At 51.0% G+C, this 16,123-nt stretch carries 26 protein-coding genes and 1 pseudogene; 3 read left to right on the plus strand and 24 right to left on the minus strand.

Features of this window, described 5'->3' with window-relative positions; genetic code table 11:
- Window positions 1-8 precede the first annotated feature (8 nt).
- A complete protein-coding gene (locus ACWEF2_RS29980; RefSeq protein WP_350590101.1) occupies window positions 9-1,355 on the plus strand; it encodes a phage DNA ejection protein in 1,347 nt (448 codons plus the stop codon).
- A complete protein-coding gene (locus tag ACWEF2_RS29985; protein WP_350590102.1) occupies window positions 1,355-4,009 on the plus strand; it encodes a lytic transglycosylase domain-containing protein in 2,655 nt (884 codons plus the stop codon). Before ACWEF2_RS29980 ends, ACWEF2_RS29985 begins: the two co-directional genes overlap by 1 nt.
- 18 nt (window positions 4,010-4,027) lie before the next feature.
- On the opposite strand, the gene ACWEF2_RS29990 is transcribed toward ACWEF2_RS29985, so the two are convergent.
- Together ACWEF2_RS29990 and ACWEF2_RS29995 are read right to left on the minus strand one after the other, a co-directional pair.
- The gene (locus ACWEF2_RS29990; protein ID WP_350590103.1) at window positions 4,028-4,351 is read right to left on the minus strand and encodes a hypothetical protein; all 324 of its coding nucleotides are present in this window, start codon (window positions 4,349-4,351) and stop codon (window positions 4,028-4,030) included.
- Window positions 4,352-4,387: 36 nt separating this feature from the next.
- The gene (locus ACWEF2_RS29995; protein WP_350590105.1) at window positions 4,388-4,639 is read right to left on the minus strand and encodes an Arc family DNA-binding protein; all 252 of its coding nucleotides are present in this window, start codon (window positions 4,637-4,639) and stop codon (window positions 4,388-4,390) included.
- A gap of 409 nt (window positions 4,640-5,048) precedes the next feature.
- On the opposite strand from ACWEF2_RS29995, the gene ACWEF2_RS30000 reads away from it, so the two are divergent.
- Window positions 5,049-7,043 carry a phage head-binding domain-containing protein gene (locus ACWEF2_RS30000; protein WP_359739607.1) on the plus strand — a complete coding sequence of 665 codons (1,995 nt, stop codon included), beginning with the start codon at window positions 5,049-5,051 and terminating at the stop codon, window positions 7,041-7,043.
- 234 nt (window positions 7,044-7,277) lie between these two features.
- On the opposite strand, the gene ACWEF2_RS30005 is transcribed toward ACWEF2_RS30000, so the two are convergent.
- The 22 genes and pseudogenes from ACWEF2_RS30005 to ACWEF2_RS30110 form a co-directional block, all read right to left on the minus strand.
- Entirely contained in the window at window positions 7,278-8,399 is a 1,122-nt protein-coding gene (locus ACWEF2_RS30005; RefSeq protein WP_359739609.1) for an integrase, read from the minus strand.
- Window positions 8,400-8,491: 92 nt separating this feature from the next.
- Window positions 8,492-8,626, minus strand: a pseudogene (locus ACWEF2_RS30010) (helix-turn-helix domain-containing protein); the annotation flags it as partial.
- A gap of 6 nt (window positions 8,627-8,632) precedes the next feature.
- Window positions 8,633-8,782 (minus strand): hypothetical protein, encoded by a 150-nt coding sequence (locus ACWEF2_RS30015; RefSeq protein ID WP_350590958.1) that lies wholly within the window; start codon window positions 8,780-8,782, stop codon window positions 8,633-8,635.
- A 38-nt stretch (window positions 8,783-8,820) separates the two neighbouring features.
- A complete protein-coding gene (locus ACWEF2_RS30020) occupies window positions 8,821-9,030 on the minus strand; it encodes a hypothetical protein (RefSeq protein WP_350590960.1) in 210 nt (69 codons plus the stop codon).
- Window positions 9,023-9,244 carry a hypothetical protein gene (locus tag ACWEF2_RS30025; RefSeq protein ID WP_350590961.1) on the minus strand — a complete coding sequence of 74 codons (222 nt, stop codon included), beginning with the start codon at window positions 9,242-9,244 and terminating at the stop codon, window positions 9,023-9,025. The genes ACWEF2_RS30020 and ACWEF2_RS30025 overlap by 8 nt, the downstream gene beginning before the upstream one ends.
- 70 nt (window positions 9,245-9,314) lie before the next feature.
- Complete coding sequence (locus ACWEF2_RS30030; protein ID WP_350590962.1) at window positions 9,315-9,569, minus strand: DNA polymerase III subunit theta; 255 nt, start codon at window positions 9,567-9,569, stop codon at window positions 9,315-9,317.
- A gap of 9 nt (window positions 9,570-9,578) precedes the next feature.
- On the minus strand, window positions 9,579-9,839 hold the full coding sequence (locus ACWEF2_RS30035; RefSeq protein ID WP_060441884.1) for a hypothetical protein: 261 nt from the start codon (window positions 9,837-9,839) through the stop codon (window positions 9,579-9,581).
- A gap of 57 nt (window positions 9,840-9,896) precedes the next feature.
- Entirely contained in the window at window positions 9,897-10,574 is a 678-nt protein-coding gene (locus tag ACWEF2_RS30040; protein ID WP_350590963.1) for a DUF551 domain-containing protein, read from the minus strand.
- Window positions 10,571-10,753 (minus strand): hypothetical protein, encoded by a 183-nt coding sequence (locus ACWEF2_RS30045; RefSeq protein ID WP_356808694.1) that lies wholly within the window; start codon window positions 10,751-10,753, stop codon window positions 10,571-10,573. The genes ACWEF2_RS30040 and ACWEF2_RS30045 overlap by 4 nt, the downstream gene beginning before the upstream one ends.
- Complete coding sequence (locus ACWEF2_RS30050) at window positions 10,737-11,372, minus strand: ead/Ea22-like family protein (protein ID WP_350590966.1); 636 nt, start codon at window positions 11,370-11,372, stop codon at window positions 10,737-10,739. The genes ACWEF2_RS30045 and ACWEF2_RS30050 overlap by 17 nt, the downstream gene beginning before the upstream one ends.
- The gene (locus ACWEF2_RS30055; RefSeq protein ID WP_350590967.1) at window positions 11,365-11,655 is read right to left on the minus strand and encodes a hypothetical protein; all 291 of its coding nucleotides are present in this window, start codon (window positions 11,653-11,655) and stop codon (window positions 11,365-11,367) included. The genes ACWEF2_RS30050 and ACWEF2_RS30055 overlap by 8 nt, the downstream gene beginning before the upstream one ends.
- Before the next feature lie 73 nt (window positions 11,656-11,728).
- Window positions 11,729-11,959: a DUF7739 domain-containing protein gene (locus ACWEF2_RS30060; protein WP_453819659.1), complete on the minus strand. Its 231-nt coding sequence runs from the start codon at window positions 11,957-11,959 to the stop codon at window positions 11,729-11,731.
- On the minus strand, window positions 11,956-12,156 hold the full coding sequence (gene sra, locus ACWEF2_RS30065) for a stationary-phase-induced ribosome-associated protein (RefSeq protein ID WP_350590968.1): 201 nt from the start codon (window positions 12,154-12,156) through the stop codon (window positions 11,956-11,958). The genes ACWEF2_RS30060 and sra overlap by 4 nt, the downstream gene beginning before the upstream one ends.
- A complete protein-coding gene (locus tag ACWEF2_RS30070) occupies window positions 12,149-12,490 on the minus strand; it encodes a hypothetical protein (protein WP_357591122.1) in 342 nt (113 codons plus the stop codon). Before ACWEF2_RS30070 ends, sra begins: the two co-directional genes overlap by 8 nt.
- The gene (locus ACWEF2_RS30075) at window positions 12,477-12,713 is read right to left on the minus strand and encodes a DNA translocase FtsK (protein ID WP_350590971.1); all 237 of its coding nucleotides are present in this window, start codon (window positions 12,711-12,713) and stop codon (window positions 12,477-12,479) included. Before ACWEF2_RS30075 ends, ACWEF2_RS30070 begins: the two co-directional genes overlap by 14 nt.
- Window positions 12,710-13,003, minus strand: coding sequence for a hypothetical protein (locus ACWEF2_RS30080; protein ID WP_350590972.1), 294 nt, complete (start codon window positions 13,001-13,003; stop codon window positions 12,710-12,712). The genes ACWEF2_RS30075 and ACWEF2_RS30080 overlap by 4 nt, the downstream gene beginning before the upstream one ends.
- Before the next feature lies 1 nt (window position 13,004).
- On the minus strand, window positions 13,005-13,643 hold the full coding sequence (locus ACWEF2_RS30085) for a hypothetical protein (RefSeq protein WP_350590973.1): 639 nt from the start codon (window positions 13,641-13,643) through the stop codon (window positions 13,005-13,007).
- A 184-nt stretch (window positions 13,644-13,827) separates the two neighbouring features.
- On the minus strand, window positions 13,828-14,190 hold the full coding sequence (locus ACWEF2_RS30090; protein ID WP_350590974.1) for a hypothetical protein: 363 nt from the start codon (window positions 14,188-14,190) through the stop codon (window positions 13,828-13,830).
- 11 nt (window positions 14,191-14,201) lie between these two features.
- The gene (locus ACWEF2_RS30095; RefSeq protein WP_350590975.1) at window positions 14,202-14,684 is read right to left on the minus strand and encodes a siphovirus Gp157 family protein; all 483 of its coding nucleotides are present in this window, start codon (window positions 14,682-14,684) and stop codon (window positions 14,202-14,204) included.
- Window positions 14,681-15,577 (minus strand): recombinase RecT, encoded by an 897-nt coding sequence (locus tag ACWEF2_RS30100; protein ID WP_350590977.1) that lies wholly within the window; start codon window positions 15,575-15,577, stop codon window positions 14,681-14,683. Before ACWEF2_RS30100 ends, ACWEF2_RS30095 begins: the two co-directional genes overlap by 4 nt.
- The gene (locus ACWEF2_RS30105; protein ID WP_060443863.1) at window positions 15,577-15,879 is read right to left on the minus strand and encodes a hypothetical protein; all 303 of its coding nucleotides are present in this window, start codon (window positions 15,877-15,879) and stop codon (window positions 15,577-15,579) included. The genes ACWEF2_RS30100 and ACWEF2_RS30105 overlap by 1 nt, the downstream gene beginning before the upstream one ends.
- A 109-nt stretch (window positions 15,880-15,988) precedes the next feature.
- Entirely contained in the window at window positions 15,989-16,123 is a 135-nt protein-coding gene (locus ACWEF2_RS30110) for a protease FtsH-inhibitory lysogeny factor CIII (RefSeq protein WP_359739616.1), read from the minus strand.

Genomic DNA, 16,123 nt, shown 5'->3' on the forward strand with positions numbered 1-16,123 from the left:
GGGCAATCATGGCAACGTGGCAACAAGGTAACGCAGGCAGTTTGCTGGCTGGTATCGGCACCAACAATACGAACGCTCCGCAGGCCAGCGATGCAAATGCTGCTCTAGGATTTATCAGAGACAGCAATGAGCGCTCTCGGCTTGGAGAGAATAATCTTGGCTTGCAATTGGCAAATGCTACTGGGTCAATTTTCAATTCATGGAGGCAAGGCCAGCAGGCGCAGCGTCAGAAGGAGTTCCAGCAAGAATACGGGAGTGCTTACTCATCTGGCGATCGTGGCGCAATGCGGGGGCTGGTAGCCAAATATCCAGAACAGTTCGAGGCAGTACGCAACGGCATGGGTTTCGTCGATGAAGATCAGCGGAACACCGTAGGCAGCCTGGCTGCGTCAGCACGTCTGGCATCGCAAAGTCCTGAGGCGATGGGGCAATGGCTGCAGAAAAACTCCGTTGATCTAACGCGCGTCGGCGTTAACCCTTCAGATGTGGCACGGATGTACCAGCAGAGCCCGGAGGCCTTCGGTCAGTTCGTTGACCATCTGGGTATCGCTTCACTCGGACCTGACAAATATTTTGACCTCCAGGCTAACAACGCCAAGTTGCAGCAGACTGGTCAGATAGCACAGGCTAATTTGAATCTTGGTCAGCAGCGACTCCAGCAACAATCGCAGTATCAGCAAGGACAGCTAGATCAGGGTCAGCAGCAGCTTAACCTGACTTCACAAAAAAACCAGGCTGACATTGCCAACAAACGACTCGAGCTCAGCCTGAAGGCGGGTGAGAACAGCGCCAAATCCCTTGCCACGCAGCAAGCGTCGGTGCAGAAGATGCAGGACTATGTCGGCGCTCATCAAAGCAACGTCAATAACGTGGCTAGCATGTATGACACTGTTAATCAGGTAAAGGCCATTCCTCCTGAAGATTTCGATGGAATATTTGGCTTTGGAGGAGCTGTCAACTCGAGCATTCCCGGCTCTCCATCGGCCGATGCATGGACTAAGATCCAGCAGATGCAGGGGCAAGCGCGGCTAATGGGCGTAATTGGTATGAAAGGAACAGGGCCTGTTTCAGATTCAGAAGGCCAGGCTGCAGCTCGAGCATTTCTTGCCTTAAACCAAAATATGTCACCAAAAGCAGCGCGTGCGGCAATCGATAACTGGCAGCGAGTTCTGCAGCGGCAAACATCATATCTGCAGAAGCAGCAGCCGGTAGTTGATACCTATCAGCAGAAAATCGACGCCTTCAATAATTCGCAGAGTGGGAGTGGATCAGCTCCGCGCGCTGGCATGAGCGAAGGTGGATATACCTTCCTTGGCGGCGACCCAAGCAATCCTAATAGCTGGAGAAAAGACTAATGGCAGGCCCATGGGAAAAGTATCAGAACGCAGCAACGGCCGAATCTACTTCCGATGGGCCATGGACTAAATACCAGCAGCCGCAGCAATCGCCACCGCAGCAAGGTGGCGATGTTGTTTCTGATGCTGAGCAGCGCTTCGGAATCCCTGTTGGATTGCTCGGTGCGGTAATCAGCAAGGAAAGCAGCGGCAATGCCAATGCCATGAGCGGAAAGGGTGCTATCGGCCTTACGCAGGTAATGCCTAACACCGCTCGTGGGATGGGTTATGACCCAGAAGAGCTAAAGCGCAATCCTGCCATGCAGGTGGAGGCTGGGGCGCGTTATTTAAAGCAGATGATCGACGCTCACGATGGCAACGTATCTGCAGCTCTGGCTGCGTATAACTGGGGCCCAGGTAACGTCCAAAAATATCTCCGTGGTGAGAAGACTCAGGTTCCAACTGAGACTGTAAATTACGTCAATGATCCACGCTTTGCTCAGTGGACACAGCAAGCAGCGCCAGGTTCTGATGACGAACTCGCTCAGCTGGCTCAGCAATCAGCGCAACCATGGGAGCAGCAAGCTCCTGCACCAACTGCATCGCAGAATATTGAGCAGGCAGCTAGAGGGTTAGCGCAAAGCGCTGTGAATGTCGCCAACATCCCAGGGCAGGTAGTTAACACTGCGCTGAGCGCTGCAGGTGTACCAGCAGAAGACCAGGTAATGCAATTGCGACTGCCAGAAAGTATGCGGCCGACAGACCCTTATGCGCAATTGGGGGCGGAAATCGGCCCGTATCTTATTCCTGGTCTCGGTGCTGAACGCACCGCAGCGGCGCTGGCCTCTACAGTTGGCGCTGGGCGTGCAGAACGGGCAGCAACGCAAGCGTCGAATATGTTGGCGGAAAACCTCCCCGGTGCTATTGCGCAGTCCACGCAGAATAACGACTTGCCTAGCAACCTTGCCGCAGGAGTTGCCGGCAGCGTTATCGGACGAGGATTGCTGGCCGCCGGCGGCCGCACTGCTGGCGCTATTCGCAATGCTACACAACGTGAGGCGCAGGCGGGTGCAGCAACTGTACCAGGCGAACAGACTACTACTGCCGTGGTGCCTCCTGAACAAGGAGTTCAGGATGTGGCTGCGCGCGTTGGCGCTGTAGCTGACAGAGAAACCGCATCGCGTATGGCTGACGCCGCGCGCGATGTTGCACCACGACAGGATGTTATCGACGCTGCCAAGCAGTTAGGGCTGAGGGAGGACGATTTGTTGCTGTCGCACGTATCCGGCAATCAGGCCTATCGCGATTTCGAACAAGCGCTGAAATCAGTTCCTGGTTCGCAGCTGGCGGCGCAGGAAAACCAGGCTCTCACCAAGATCGCTAAACAGGCCACGGATCTTACTGACGCTGCCGGAGCGCTGCCGGATAAAGCTGCGATGAATGATAAGTTTTTGTCTTCGTTCCAGCGCGGCATTGCCACTGTTCAGAACAAATCTGACCAGCTCTATAACCAGATCTCCGCTGCTATCCCCAAGGGGCAGACTGTCGAAGCCAATAACATCATTCGCTATCTTGACGGCAAAGCGGACGAATTGGGCGGTGCTGAACATCTATCAGCGATGGAAAAGCGGGTCTATAACTCCGTTGCCCCTGTTGGCTCTGAAGCTACTGCGCCGACTTATGCGAGGTTGGACAACATCCGCAAGCAGATCGGACAGGCGATCGGTAAGAACTCGGGACCATTCCGCGACGAAGAGACTGGGGCGCTGAAACAACTTTACGCTAACCTGACAGCGGATCAGGAACAGGCGGTCGTCGCTGCGGGCATGGGTGACAAATGGCAAGCTGCCAAGAAGCTGATCGGGGTTCGCACCACGATGGAAGATGCGCTAACTGGGCTGCTTGGCAAAGATCTGCGCGGCGATATCGGCACAAAAGCATCGTTGGCGATCCGAAACCTGTCAAAGGGTGACGCGAAAGGCTTTCGGGCGCTGCAGCAGGATATCCCTTCACCACGTATCCGACGGGAAGTTGTGGCCACATCGTTGCGCGATGCTTTCAGCCAAGGCAGCCGCAAGGAAAACGAGTTCCATCTGCCGGGTTTTGTTGACTGGTATCAGGGGATGAAATCTTCCGGAACGCTGCCGATGGTTGAGCGGGAGCTTGGAGCACGAACTGCCAAACAGCTACGGAATCTTTTCACCGTTTCACAGGCAGTGCGCCAGGCTCGCGAGAGCAGTATTCAAACTGGTAGGCTGAACGCGTTCATTAAGCAATTCGATGCAGAAGGCGGCACGCTTGACAAAATTTACCGTCATGGAAAAGGCGCATTAGCCACTACAGTGCTGGGCCACATTCCTGTTGTCGGCCCGACGCTTAGCTACGGCGCCGTAGCCGGTATGGCAGCCAAAGAGGCCGCCCGCCCGGCGCGTAGCGTTGCTGCCGATCGTCTGTTGGCATCGCCTGAATTCAGGTCGGTCGTTAAACAGGCGAAAGGGGGTAAATTGACCGAGAAGGGACAGCAGGTAATTAATCGAAGAATGGAAACGCGTATCGCCAATTCCACTGCGTGGAAATCGTTCTACAGAACATTGACCCGAGAGGAGAAGCAGGCGATCGCGAGAATGGGCATTATTGGATGGCTTTCGGGAGAGGCCGACGGCAGAGAATATTAACCACCGGCCAGGGATGGCCTACCGATAAATTTCGTTATCGATCTTTACTTGGTCTAATACTTTTCTCTGCTCTCTATCTGGCAGGCTGTATTTTTCAATTACGTCCATAACGTATTTTATGTCGCTAATTTTTAACTCTATGGACTCTACGCTGTTTTTCAACTGATCTGCGGCGTCGAATACAGATTCAGTATGCCGCCCTAAATTGCGGTTTACTTCGTCTAGACATGCTGCCACAGTTTTTGTCTCACTGATGCTTTTCTTCTGCAGGGTAATTATTTGCCCCAACTGGGCAATGAGCACCAAGAAAGCTATAAGCAGCGCGATAGCTACAATTTCCATAAAACCTCCTGTGTTTTCGCTAAGCATAGCATGGAGCTAGTCATCTTTTCGATATATCGTGGTTAACGTTTCTACCACAACCTTTTTGAACTGCTCGGCGTGTTCGTGCGCCAAGCGTTCTGCGTCGTCGCGAAAGCCGGTTATTTTCGGCGGTTGCGCCAGTGCCTCTTCGATTATCAGCGTGATCTCTGCGTTGAGTGAGCGCCCATTCATTTTGGCACGCTGCTTAACTTTGCCATGAGTCTCCTTTGGCAATCTTAGATGAAACTGCGTCTCTAAATCTTCCATAGCTCTGCCTCACCAATGGATGGATCGGCATGATATGGTTAACTGTATGGGTGAACAATAGTACCAAAATGGTATCTTTTATATCTATCAACACCTTACATCAATCGATCGTCATTGCCGATCAATATCAAGTTATTGATCTGTCGTTCCAATTTGATGATTTACCCACCGATTAGTAGTGTCGTGCATAGCAGTACAAAAGGTGGAAAAAATGAGATGGAATCGCCGTAACGCCTGGCTTGCAGTCGTAGCATTTTGCTTAGCATTCTGGGTAATGATCATTCTAATAATTCACTACATGTAACAGCATCCAACACCAGGGCCCGGCTAACTTAGTCGGGCTTTTTTTATACCTAAAAAACCACCGCAGGCGCGACCTGTGGGGATTCCGCACGCCTGGAGAAAATAAATGGCCGATATCGTCCCTAACGTTGTCGTCTCGATGCCTTCGCAATTGTTCACGCTGGCTCGCTCATTCAAAGCTGCAGCTAACGGCAGGATTTACATCGGCAAGATTGATACTGACCCAACCATTCCAGAGAACCAGATTCAGGTTTATCTGGAGAACGAAGATGGGTCGCATGTGCCGATGCCTCAGCCAATCATGATAAACGCTGGCGGATATCCGGTCTATGGCGGTCAAATTGCCAAGTTTGTGACGGTTCAAGGCCACTCAATGGCCATTTATGATGCATACGGCTCTCAGCAGTTCTACTTCCCTAATGTGCTGAAATACGACCCAGATCAATTGCGGACAGAGCTCGCAGGTCCAGATGGCGTATTGCTTGTTGGTAATGCAGTAGATAAACGCGTACTTGCTGGGCCTGACGGCTATAACATGGTTGGAGCCGGGGATACAACGCTAGCCATTGCGCTTGGGCATGTAATGCCTGAGATGTTTGGAGCGAAAGCCGATGGAACAACGGATGATGCGGACGCTATTAATGCCGCCTTTGCCACTGGAAGGCATGTTATATCTGGGACGCCAGGAGGTCGCTATAGAACTACTAGAACTCTTAGATTCCCATCAAATGACATGAAGGGACAGAAGATTGATTTTCTTGGCTCAACAATTTTCGCAGATCATGTTCAGGCAGTTTTCTCTGGGCCAGATGTTCAACTTTTACCTAGAATAGATAACATTCACTTTCAAAACATGAATGTTGAGGGAATTGCTGGCGTAGACAGTATCTACAATGATGTAGTCAACAATGGAGCATTTGCGCTAGGTGATAACTCATCAGTTAGAAATGTTAGCGTTAAAAACATTGGCACTGATGCATTTAGTTTTAACGGATTTAACGGGAAGGGAGAGGAACTCTACTGCGACAATATTCGAGATAACCCAATAGCAATGCGCGGTACTCACAACTATATTTCGAGCATTAAAGTAGGCCACTGTGCTGGGGACATGCTCTTGATGAAGGGGAGTTATAATAGGGTAGAAAGCGCCAGCGGTAAAAAATGCGGCGTCCCGGGTAGCAACCCAGAACCTGGGTTTATTGCCGGTGGCATTGCGATTTTTGGTGCGCCAGTTGATGGTGATGATTTAGGAAGAAACAACTCAGTTGGTTTTGTTGAGGTAGATCAGTGGGGTGCGCTTGGCATCGGGTTTAGCGGTAACTATTGCCGTGTAGACACAATGAAGCTGGGTGTGTGCTATTACACTGATGACAGCCCGCAGGTTCAGAATTCCAAGCCGTGGGTGGCAATTATTCGCGGAACGGGAAGCTCAATTGGCGAAATTAGATCTCAAGGCTCACCTTATGGAATCCTGATGCTAAGTGCTAATGAATGCACTATCGCAAATGCTAGCATTCTTGGTGCCACTAAAGTACAGATACAGCTAAACAATACAGCCGTTAATTGCTCTATCGGGAAGATATCAATTGATAAGTACTCACAGTGGGGGATAATTCCAAATGGAACTAATTGCTCAATTGAGAACCTGATAATGAATAATTGCATAGTTCCTCAAGGAATTACAGCATCACACCTAACATCCCCAACTGTAAATATAGAGAATATAACAATTAATGGTGGTGGTGCTGGCAGCGGGGCTGGAACCGCTGTTGAGCTTCTCAACGCTGCTATTGTTGGCAATATAACATCAATCTCTTTCTCTGGAACTGCATTAATTGTTAGGCCGACTGGAAAGGTTCCGAGAATGGCTAACCTTTCAAACAATACCGATTCCACGGTTCCTATAGCAATTATTAGCGCTACTAATTCATGTTGTTGCGGTTGGATAATCCGAAACTTTAACGGTCCTGGTCAACCAACAGTTTTCCAGGAGGCTGGAACTACTGTGGTATCAACATGGGTCGGTTGCGAGAACTCAATTCCGATTGCTCAGGGGGGAGCCACTCTCAATGCCGCAACAAACATGAACAGATTCTATTAACAAAATAGGTATCGAAAATTCTATGCTTTCGATATCTATCTGGGACAGATTTGGGACATGGATGTTTTCGCATCTGTTGATATGGTTTTCCATCTTTTTGCATCTTGGGACGTGTGAGCGCGGTTTGATGCGGTAAGTTGCTGTGTTAGATGGTGATTCTAGGAACTTCTAAGCCGTAGGTCATAGGTTCGAATCCTATAGGGCGTGCCATTAAGTATCAATGAGTTACGCCTTTCATCCCGTATTTCCAATTTCATCATGGGACAGATTTGGGACTAAACCTCCGAAAATCGTGTCAATTTGCCTCGCATGCTCAGTTAGATGGTTAGGCGCAAGGTGAGCGTATCGCTGTACCATTTCGATGCTCTCCCATCCTCCCATTTCCTGAAGTGCAGAAAGCGGCACGCCGGATTGGATCAGCCAACTCGCCCAGGTATGTCGTAAATCATGGAAGCGGAAATCATCAATGCCAGCTCGTCTTAACGCAGCGCGCCACGCAGTGTTAGAATCGACTCGCATTTTCCTCACCGGGTCTTTGTGAACGAACACCCAACGATGATGATTTCCTATTTGTCTCCGCAGAACGGCGCAAGCGGTATCGTTGAGAGCGACGCCAATTGCCCGTCCTGATTTGCTATCCTCAGGATAAATCCAAGCCACCTTCCTCTGCATGTCGATCTGCGACCATGCAAGCTCAATGATGTTCGACCGGCGAAGGCCAGTAGTCAGAGCGAATTCCACAGTGGATTTAAGCGGTTCAGGACACTCATCAATAAGTCGCTGAGCTTGTGCAGGCTCAAGCCACCTAACGCGTTTATTCCTTTCCTGTGGAACCTTTATCACCGGAGACTTTTCAATCCATTTCCAGTCACGCTCTGCAGCACGCATTAGAGCTTTCATCAGCGCTAGGTGCTTGGCTTTGGTTGAGGTAGAGACAGGCTCAGCCTTCCGTGGCTCAATTTCAATACCTTTTCTGGCAAGAGCTTCTGCTCTTAACGCCCATCGTTCCTCTGCCTTCCTGTTCGTCATCCTGCTGACTGCGGTGTAAATCTTTGCCTCAGTTATATCCTTCAGCAAAACCCCTTCAAAATGCATGAGCCAGAATCCGATCCGACCCTTGTCTGCATCGAGTGATTTCTTGTGCGCTTTCTCTTCCAGCCAGCGTAAGCACGCCTCTTCAAATGTGACCTCAGGGAAGTCTCCCAGTCGGTCTATTCTCCAAAGTTCAGCTTTTCTGCGGTCGTGCAACTCCTGCGCTTGGCGTCTGTCCTTAGTCCCAAGCGACTCCTTAATTCTTTTGCCGCTTGGCGACGTGTAACTGCCGTACCAGGTTTCCCCTCGGCGGAATAATGACATGCTGCTTTCTCCTCATGTGCATCATCCGCGCTCACCGGCACAGTGTGGATCGGATTGTTAAGCGCGGCAATACAGGCTTGGCGAGTAATTAGGTAGGGGGATTTGGTTTTTGATGGGTCTTTTCTTGTTGCCTGCAGTCTTCCTGAGCGTATCCAGCTCGTCAGCGTGGGTGCTGAGATGCCAAGGAAGTTACAGGCCTCACTTCGTGAAAGGCTGTATTTGTCCATTGGCACCTACTGGATTGTGATGTTTGCCGGAGTGCGTGAAACGAGCGTTGATTGCTCGGCAATGAGCTTTACGCCAGGCTTAACGATCTGCTCGAGAATAGCCATCTTACCGGCATACTCTTCATCATCAGCCGCACCAAGATAGATGGTGATCATGCGACCATCAAAGACGAGTAGGGTGCTTTGTTTTGTTCTCATGCGACACCTCGCTGCCTGTCTGCTTTTATCCGGCGTTCGTAGTCTTCGGCGCAACTGTCGCCCTCGCAAAAATTGCCTTTGCTGATGGTCTCTCCACACCAATAACAGCGGCCAGTAAATACCATTGACGGCTTTGGCCGGTTGGATAAGGCGGCGAGGATAATCAGTTCTTCTTGCTCTTGTGCGTTGTCGATGATGTCAGCCATGTTTAACTCCTAATCCTAAAATGTTCTCGACATCATCAGCGCCACAGCCGGATGCCATGATTGCTTGACCTTCATGCAGGAATACCCGAACAGGAGCAGGCATCACGCCGGTACGCTCCCACAGTGCCTGATGAAGTTTCTGCTGCAATGCATCCGTGCTAACGCGCCCGTCCGTGAAATAGACGCGGGGAATCCTGACGCTGATAGTGTCCATAGTGGTTACTCCGCTTGGAAATAGGGCAACAAAAAACCCGCCGTAGCGGGTTCATGTCAGTTGGTTGGATTTACTTCTTGCCGTTGGCGTCAGCCATCTGCTGATAGCGTGGGTCGCTCGGACCTGGGAATTTGTGGCTCTGGCCACGATAATGCTGCAGTCGTTCACGGAAGTATTCACGCAGATGCGCCGGCTGTTCTTCTTCTACCTGCGCAGGCACAATCGGCATATTCATGCGCTCTTTGTACGCCACGCCTGACGCCGCCAAATCTACGTTAACCTTCTCGCGCTCTTCCGGTGATTTATCCGCTATGTTGTATGACATCGCCCAGTCCTATATCAGCTCAAAGTCATCATCGAACGTTGCAAAGTTTAGCTCTGCAGCGCGCATCTCGAGGATAAATTTGATGCCGTCATGTAGTGAAGTGGGTCGATCATACTCCAGAACGAAGCGATCGTGATAGGTGCGTCCTAGCCAGTACCCGCCGCCATATTCCTTCAGCCGCTGGAAGAACACCCACCCACCTTCTTTGGGATGCTCCAGCGTCTCGCCGCGGTAAACGACCTGATAGCCGATGTCGTTTTTCGTAGTCATAACTCACACCATAAAAATACTGTTCATGCATACAGTATAATTATGGTTGTCTGTGAGTCAATTCCCACCCTCCGGCGCTGCAGGTAATGGCATCCAGTGGGTTACAGCGCTGTCACACCACTCATGGTTTCTATCGTTCCAGATGCAAACTCGCTGCTGAATAACGCTAGGTTTCTCTTTCCCGAACCAACACCAATATTCCCCGTCGGCATCAGGCATCCGTTCGCCGCACGCTATCCACCCCTCCGGCAACGTGTAACCCTGGCTTACAGGTTGAGCCAGCATTGCGGCGCGGCAGGCGTTCCAGATCTCCTGAGCATCGGCATCATCGAAAAGATCGTCCGCATGTATGTTCATAAGTGAGCGCACATGCTCTGGACATTTCTCCGGCACTGCTGGCGCTGGCGGGGCGGTGTAGAGAGGGGAATAAACCGCAACATCATCTGCCGCATTCGGTTGCTGTTCCAATGTCATGCATACACCTGAGAATTTGTTCAGGTAGGCCACCGGCTGCGCCTCCCGGTTAGCCGCCACCGCAAATTCCAGTGCGTCGATATGCTCCACGATGGCCTTGATAGTCTTTTGGCTGGCGTACTGCCATAGGCCTGGCTCTAACTCGCATTTCTCCTTTGCGCTTTCTGGTTCTGCCTTGGCTATTGCTCGCATGTATTTCAGTAGCGCTCGAAACTCTTTGGTTGTTTCAACAGCGCTCAACTGCTCAGTCGTTAGTGTCATGCCTCCCCCTTAACTGCAGAATTCAGCGCATTCAGCACCATGTCTGTGAAAACCCCTTTACCATTTACTTTCGCGTGCGCTTCTATTTCACGAATGGCAGATTTCAAAACCCCAACGTTAACGCGCACGACACGCTGGTTTTCTCTACTGACTCTCTCAAGTTCAGCTAGTTTGTCCATCCTGCTCACCCCCCTCTACGGTGAAGCCAGCGGCGCGGATAGCCTTGGCGCTGTCGTTGATTGCAGAGTTGTGACCGTAGAACATGGACTTTGTTGATTTGTCACCGGCCATCTTCATGTTGTACTTCTCCGGCAACCGCACCGGCGTAGCCAGCCGCTTTTCTGCCGCTCCCAATGATCGCCCTAAATCTCCGTTTTTCTTCTCCAGAGATTCGATTCTGTCCTGCTGCTGATTGATGTGGTCGTCCTGAGCTTGATTGGCGCGTTCCAGCTCGGCGATGCGCTCGCTTAGTGAGTCGGCATTGTTCTGCATGTTAACTCGCAGCTTTTTGCCGTGTTCTATTTCTCGCATCAGCAATTTATTTTGCTCATCCTTCGCTTCCAGCTCTGCCAGCAGGGCAAGAACTACAGCAGGGTTAGCGGCGGCGATGAAAGCCATATCGCGCTGGCTAACGCTCACGCACGGCACGCCATCGGATGCGCGAAAGGCACTCAGCACATCGCCATCTTTTCCGCTTGGGGTGCTGCTCAATCGAGCCATGCTGTTACTTGTGAACCATTCCCACGGCCCCGGAGTAGCGGACATTGCGGCCGCTTTCAGTTCGCTGAATTTATCCATTGCTCTGCTCCTTCATGGCTGCGTGATCAACCGCCAATTCTGCGGCTTTAGCTATCGCCACTCTCGGCACTGTGATATCCAATAACGCGCCGTGGATGTGGCGCATTGCCTGTTCGAGCTCGGCTATTTTCTGCTCCAGGGCGGAGACGTACTCTTGCGAGTAGAGGGGTTCCGGGTTTTTTGGCTCATCGCTACGAAACCAACCGATACGCATCACTGACGAATCAAGTTCATCGTAGTAAATCTGCGCCACAGGCTTGCTCAGTTCGCTCAGCTTGTCCATCTCGTTACCTCACTCTGAATCCGTTGCAGTTGCGAAGGAACTCGACGATGTAGCCCTTCATTCTGCCGTGCCATTATTTGTCGTTACCGTTGCACCACCCGTCCGGCGGAGTCCATGCCTCAACCAAATCAGCCATCTTTTTGGCCTTGGCCGGAGTAGCAGTAGCCGTGTCACAGAATTTCCGGGTGTCTGTCAGCGCTTCCATCCCCGGGATATCCAGCACACAAAACCATGTGTGATTTGGCATTTCGACGTCAGGAATCCGTTGGTTTGGTCTTCTAATGTCAACCATGCATACGCTCATAATGCTTTCTCCTGGGCCTCGGCCCGCAGCGCGCGAATAATTCTTGCGGCGCGTTTATGGCGCCGGGTTAGCATGCGAAACCGATCGGTAGGCCATCCGTTTTCGTCGTCTTCCGGCGTCCTGCAGCGGTAGTTGCTGACTTTGTACGGCATACCCAACAATCTCCGCGCCGCTCTGTTGCTCTTACGCTTAGCCATGCTCCACCTCACTAGCGCTGTCACTTGACATCACCTTTGTAAAAGCTTCATGAACAGCACTTCTCATCTTGCTGATATCATCTTCCATACTGCGAAATTCGACCTGTTTACGGCTTCTCTGCAGGGTGTAACCGCAGCGAGCCATGTACCAAAGGAAGGTATCGACAACGTAGATATGACCATCGCGCGCGTTGCCGTTTTGGTCGGCGTTTACGATGACGTGGTGCATTGCCTTGAACACATCTTTTTGGGCATGGAAGTCGCGCATAAACTCCGGCAGGTATTCTCCGCTTAGCAACCAATCTGAAAGTGTCTTCAGTTCATTTGCTGGCATCACTACCTCCATGAATCACTGTTCGGACGCCGTTCCAGCCTGGAGCGGTTACGATCCTTTCGTTTTCCATCCTCTGGATTAACCCGCTCGCCATCCAGTAGCTGCATTTCAGCTCACGTTGGAGTTTTGCCGCGCCCATGCAGGCATGAAGCCGAGTGAACTCGACGGCTTTGGCGTACAGCCGATCTTCGTATTCGTTGAAAATCACTGGGCGCTCTTTCATTTGGCCTCCCGCAGCTCGTCGCCTTCGAATTTCGTGCCGCAGAGAGGGCAGTAACTCATCATGCAAAGGTGGTCTGCCTTGCTCTGTTTGGCAGCCAATCCGCCTCCCTTACGCTTGCGGTAGTAGCGGAATTTAAAATTCATCGCTACCGGGGAATGATCGCCACCGCTGAAGTTGTAGAGTGAGTTCTCGAACCCAGCCTCTTCAATCTCGCCAAGGGCATCGCCGATCTTTTCAGAAATGCGTTCCTTGAACAGCGCGGCTGTTTTTTCAAAGCACTTACAGGCCATGTTATTTACCCTCCCGCAACTCGTTTTTTAATGCCTGTACGGCCATTAGGGTGAAATCAGGAGAGCCCATTGCGCCAAGTTTTGCGATTACCCGGTCAAGAACTGCATCACGGATAGCTGCAAGTGCTGCGGAGGTGGCTGGGGTTTCAGGTATCTGCATGATGAATTTCCGTACCGTCTGATATTCATCGTTGCGATAGCTTCCAAAGGCGTAAATGAACGGCTTGTTGAGGTTGTGACCATTTTTATTGATGTAGTCTTTGCAACCTTGCTCGGTAAAGCAGCCGGTCACAAACACATCAATCTCTTTCATGGCGTATCTATCCCAGCCATCCCTAACTTCGTATTTGGCCTGATAGATGGCCTCCAAGCGCCGATGCTGTGTTTTTGTGGCTTCGACATAATTGCCACTCTGGTTTTCAACCCAGCAAATACGGTCGCAGTCGTGGTCTTCAGAACTGATGATTTCCCGCTTGGTCATGACTGCAAAAAATGGCTGGTCCGTTATGCGGTTATCTTGGGTGCGGATTAGTTCACCGATAGCACTCAGCTCAGAACGCTCGCGCGCCAGCGCCGCATTCTCCACAGCCAGCGCATCGCGCTCAGCCTTCAGTGCCTCATAGGTCAATACTTCGGTCATAGGTCATCCTTAGCCCGCACCACAGCATCAACTGGCAGGCATTCGTAAGAATAGGGGAGTTTTTGCGCGGCGATATCTGCGGCGCAGTTCTGGTAATCCGGGTAGATGTAGCCAGCTGATTCATAGCTGCAGATATCTGCACCGCTTGTGCAGATGAGAAGAAATAATCCGAACATGAGTTGTCTCAGTTTTTGGTTAGCCAGCCATTGCGCCGTAGGTTTTCGAGCAAGCGCCTATCTCCGATTGACTCAACTGAGCGACCGGTTATTTCGGCTATCTGCTGGTTTGAATGGGTAAAAAAAAGAGCCAACTCTTGTTGGCTCCATTTTTCGCATGGCTTGATTAGATGCCGCCATTTTCGAAGTGGCTGCTTCTTGTTTCGGTAATGCAGCGAGGTTCCTCCGATACGCCTTAGCTTCAACCGGCGAGCCTCTCTAATGACTGCAGATTCGCTTCGTTCGAGCTTCCTTGCGATGATTTCTACTTCCGTGTCTTTGGTGGCTTGCCGGAGATATTTTCTTTCGAAATCCTGCCAACGCTCAGCCATAAATAACCTTATCACTTGATGATTAACGATGTTTTGCCAAGCTTTATCTGAGCACCAGGAACGGCGATTCCTGCGTCCAGCTGATGCTTGATGGCCAGCTTATCTGGCTTGACGACTGTCTCATACTCAACGAATTCAATCGGCAGGATAGATGCGTCGGTGATATCAACCTGACGGGATGGAACACGAACAGTTACTTGGTGCAAGCCTGCTCTGATTGACTTCTTGCCAGCAGTTTCAAGCGATCTGGCAATGTACTCCTTGATGCTTGATATTTTGTTTTCGACTACCAACGCTCTTTCCAATAGTGACTTTGATTCATTCCTCAAAGCCTCAGCATAGAGCTGCTCGTTTTTGCAGATAGCAAGCAACTGCTCGACCTTATCAACCAGCTCGCCATCAATTCCTTCGATGGTGTCGGCTATCATCTCTGGCTCTAAACCAGAATCCATGAGCTTCGCGTAATCATTGGCGATGTCGTATAGCTTGCTCATGACGTTGCTCCTTCAAGCTGCGCCTTGCGTTCTGAATAGATGGCCTGAACATTCTGCTGAAGCTTCATGCCACGAGTTAACTTGAACGCATCAGCGAATAATGGCTTGAGTTCATCCATGCTTTCTGACGCTTCCATCTTCTGACAGATTACCTCTACCAGCTCGTAAACCTCCTGTTTGCGCGCATTCTCACCTTCGATAACTTCGCTTTCAGGCGTGTGTGGCATTACCGGCTCTTGGTGAATTCCTTCCTCTTCATTGAGGACGTGGATTGCATTATCCAGGCGCTCAGCACGTGGCCAGTATTTACTTGCCCGCTTGACGATTGTCTTACGTGCCATTTCCGCCCAGAACGTCTTCCACGGGCCGTTCTTTGCCTTACTGGTAGCTTCGGTAGCCTTTATCTCTGCGAGGCTCATTTCCTCTGTGAGATAGTCTCCGTCAGGAGTCTTAACCGTGCAGTATCCGCCGACCACTTCACCGCGATTGCCGAAAGCGTTGTACTTATGAGTGGGTGCGCTATCCAGCCCATTCGATTCGTAGGTATCGTTCGAGTAAACCAGCTTGCACTGACCCCACTTAATTGACCCGGTAGCCTGAGCGAGGTGAAGCAGGCCCATATAGCTGATATCGAGGCACACCATGCCATCGCGTGGAACTAGATAGGCCAGCTTGCTGGCTGGGTTCAGAGTGATGCCAATTGCCGCTACGTTGATAATCGCGTTCTGCGCGCTCGCCGGATTCCCTATCGCCGTTTTCGTCAGGAAATCATTCTTCTGGAAAAGCTGCATCGCGAACTGGCTTTCCTTAGCCCATGTAACTGATTGGTCAGTCAGCGCGCCGCTAAACAACGGCTCCTGCTGTTTCACGAATTCAATGATGCTGAAGCTCATCACGCTACCTCGTCGTATCTGTGTTTGTTCCGGTATATCTCGACAGCCCGCTCACGCTTCACAATCTCTGTCAGACAATCCCAAATTGCCTTGCTGGCTATCTCCTGAAACTCGGATGAGTCAGCAGCCAGCGCGAATACCTCGGCTTCACAGTGCGGAAGATGCTCTCTAAGCATTTTCTCCATGTAACCAATCCGCATCTGCTTATCGAGACGCTCAACTTCTTCATAAACCGCTTCGTTATCTTCTTCAGTGAAAGTCGATACGATGCGTTCAATTTCTACGGCCTGTTGTGCGTTCATTTCGACCTCCAGGCTTGTTTAAGCTGAACCATAGCCATTGCCCACAACACTGGACTACGAAGCTGTATAGCGGCTCTGGCGGTGAACTGAGCTGTGTTGAATGGCTTGTTCATGCCGGGCCTCCCCTTTGATTAAGTGTGTCTTTTAACCACCGGCCAATACAGCGCATCCGGCGGGTGATGATTTCAAGTAATGTTTCGTTATGGCAGCCAGCAATAGGCCACCCTGCAACGGCATATTGCAT

Source organism: Streptosporangium sp. NPDC004631 (genome assembly GCF_053601935.1).

What these genes read in the sequence shown, in the direction of transcription:
- ACWEF2_RS29980 (WP_350590101.1), top strand. Translation starts at nt 9, where the DNA reads ATGGCAACGTGGCAACAAGGTAACGCAGGCAGTTTGCTGGCTGGTATC.
- ACWEF2_RS30080 (WP_350590972.1), bottom strand. Translation starts at nt 13,003, where the DNA reads ATGGCCTGTAAGTGCTTTGAAAAAACAGCCGCGCTGTTCAAGGAACGC.
- ACWEF2_RS30050 (WP_350590966.1), bottom strand. Translation starts at nt 11,372, where the DNA reads ATGGATAAATTCAGCGAACTGAAAGCGGCCGCAATGTCCGCTACTCCG.
- ACWEF2_RS30025 (WP_350590961.1), bottom strand. Translation starts at nt 9,244, where the DNA reads ATGGACACTATCAGCGTCAGGATTCCCCGCGTCTATTTCACGGACGGG.
- ACWEF2_RS30060 (WP_453819659.1), bottom strand. Translation starts at nt 11,959, where the DNA reads ATGAGCGTATGCATGGTTGACATTAGAAGACCAAACCAACGGATTCCT.
- ACWEF2_RS30055 (WP_350590967.1), bottom strand. Translation starts at nt 11,655, where the DNA reads ATGGACAAGCTGAGCGAACTGAGCAAGCCTGTGGCGCAGATTTACTAC.
- ACWEF2_RS29985 (WP_350590102.1), top strand. Translation starts at nt 1,355, where the DNA reads ATGGCAGGCCCATGGGAAAAGTATCAGAACGCAGCAACGGCCGAATCT.
- ACWEF2_RS30100 (WP_350590977.1), bottom strand. Translation starts at nt 15,577, where the DNA reads ATGAGCTTCAGCATCATTGAATTCGTGAAACAGCAGGAGCCGTTGTTT.
- ACWEF2_RS30000 (WP_359739607.1), top strand. Translation starts at nt 5,049, where the DNA reads ATGGCCGATATCGTCCCTAACGTTGTCGTCTCGATGCCTTCGCAATTG.
- ACWEF2_RS30095 (WP_350590975.1), bottom strand. Translation starts at nt 14,684, where the DNA reads ATGAGCAAGCTATACGACATCGCCAATGATTACGCGAAGCTCATGGAT.
- ACWEF2_RS30005 (WP_359739609.1), bottom strand. Translation starts at nt 8,399, where the DNA reads ATGTCATTATTCCGCCGAGGGGAAACCTGGTACGGCAGTTACACGTCG.
- sra (WP_350590968.1), bottom strand. Translation starts at nt 12,156, where the DNA reads ATGGCTAAGCGTAAGAGCAACAGAGCGGCGCGGAGATTGTTGGGTATG.
- ACWEF2_RS30045 (WP_356808694.1), bottom strand. Translation starts at nt 10,753, where the DNA reads ATGGACAAACTAGCTGAACTTGAGAGAGTCAGTAGAGAAAACCAGCGT.
- ACWEF2_RS30040 (WP_350590963.1), bottom strand. Translation starts at nt 10,574, where the DNA reads ATGACACTAACGACTGAGCAGTTGAGCGCTGTTGAAACAACCAAAGAG.
- ACWEF2_RS30070 (WP_357591122.1), bottom strand. Translation starts at nt 12,490, where the DNA reads ATGCCAGCAAATGAACTGAAGACACTTTCAGATTGGTTGCTAAGCGGA.
- ACWEF2_RS30085 (WP_350590973.1), bottom strand. Translation starts at nt 13,643, where the DNA reads ATGACCGAAGTATTGACCTATGAGGCACTGAAGGCTGAGCGCGATGCG.
- ACWEF2_RS30105 (WP_060443863.1), bottom strand. Translation starts at nt 15,879, where the DNA reads ATGAACGCACAACAGGCCGTAGAAATTGAACGCATCGTATCGACTTTC.
- ACWEF2_RS30110 (WP_359739616.1), bottom strand. Translation starts at nt 16,123, where the DNA reads ATGCAATATGCCGTTGCAGGGTGGCCTATTGCTGGCTGCCATAACGAA.
- ACWEF2_RS29990 (WP_350590103.1), bottom strand. Translation starts at nt 4,351, where the DNA reads ATGGAAATTGTAGCTATCGCGCTGCTTATAGCTTTCTTGGTGCTCATT.
- ACWEF2_RS29995 (WP_350590105.1), bottom strand. Translation starts at nt 4,639, where the DNA reads ATGGAAGATTTAGAGACGCAGTTTCATCTAAGATTGCCAAAGGAGACT.
- ACWEF2_RS30035 (WP_060441884.1), bottom strand. Translation starts at nt 9,839, where the DNA reads ATGACTACGAAAAACGACATCGGCTATCAGGTCGTTTACCGCGGCGAG.
- ACWEF2_RS30030 (WP_350590962.1), bottom strand. Translation starts at nt 9,569, where the DNA reads ATGTCATACAACATAGCGGATAAATCACCGGAAGAGCGCGAGAAGGTT.
- ACWEF2_RS30020 (WP_350590960.1), bottom strand. Translation starts at nt 9,030, where the DNA reads ATGGCTGACATCATCGACAACGCACAAGAGCAAGAAGAACTGATTATC.
- ACWEF2_RS30075 (WP_350590971.1), bottom strand. Translation starts at nt 12,713, where the DNA reads ATGAAAGAGCGCCCAGTGATTTTCAACGAATACGAAGATCGGCTGTAC.
- ACWEF2_RS30090 (WP_350590974.1), bottom strand. Translation starts at nt 14,190, where the DNA reads ATGGCTGAGCGTTGGCAGGATTTCGAAAGAAAATATCTCCGGCAAGCC.
- ACWEF2_RS30015 (WP_350590958.1), bottom strand. Translation starts at nt 8,782, where the DNA reads ATGATCACCATCTATCTTGGTGCGGCTGATGATGAAGAGTATGCCGGT.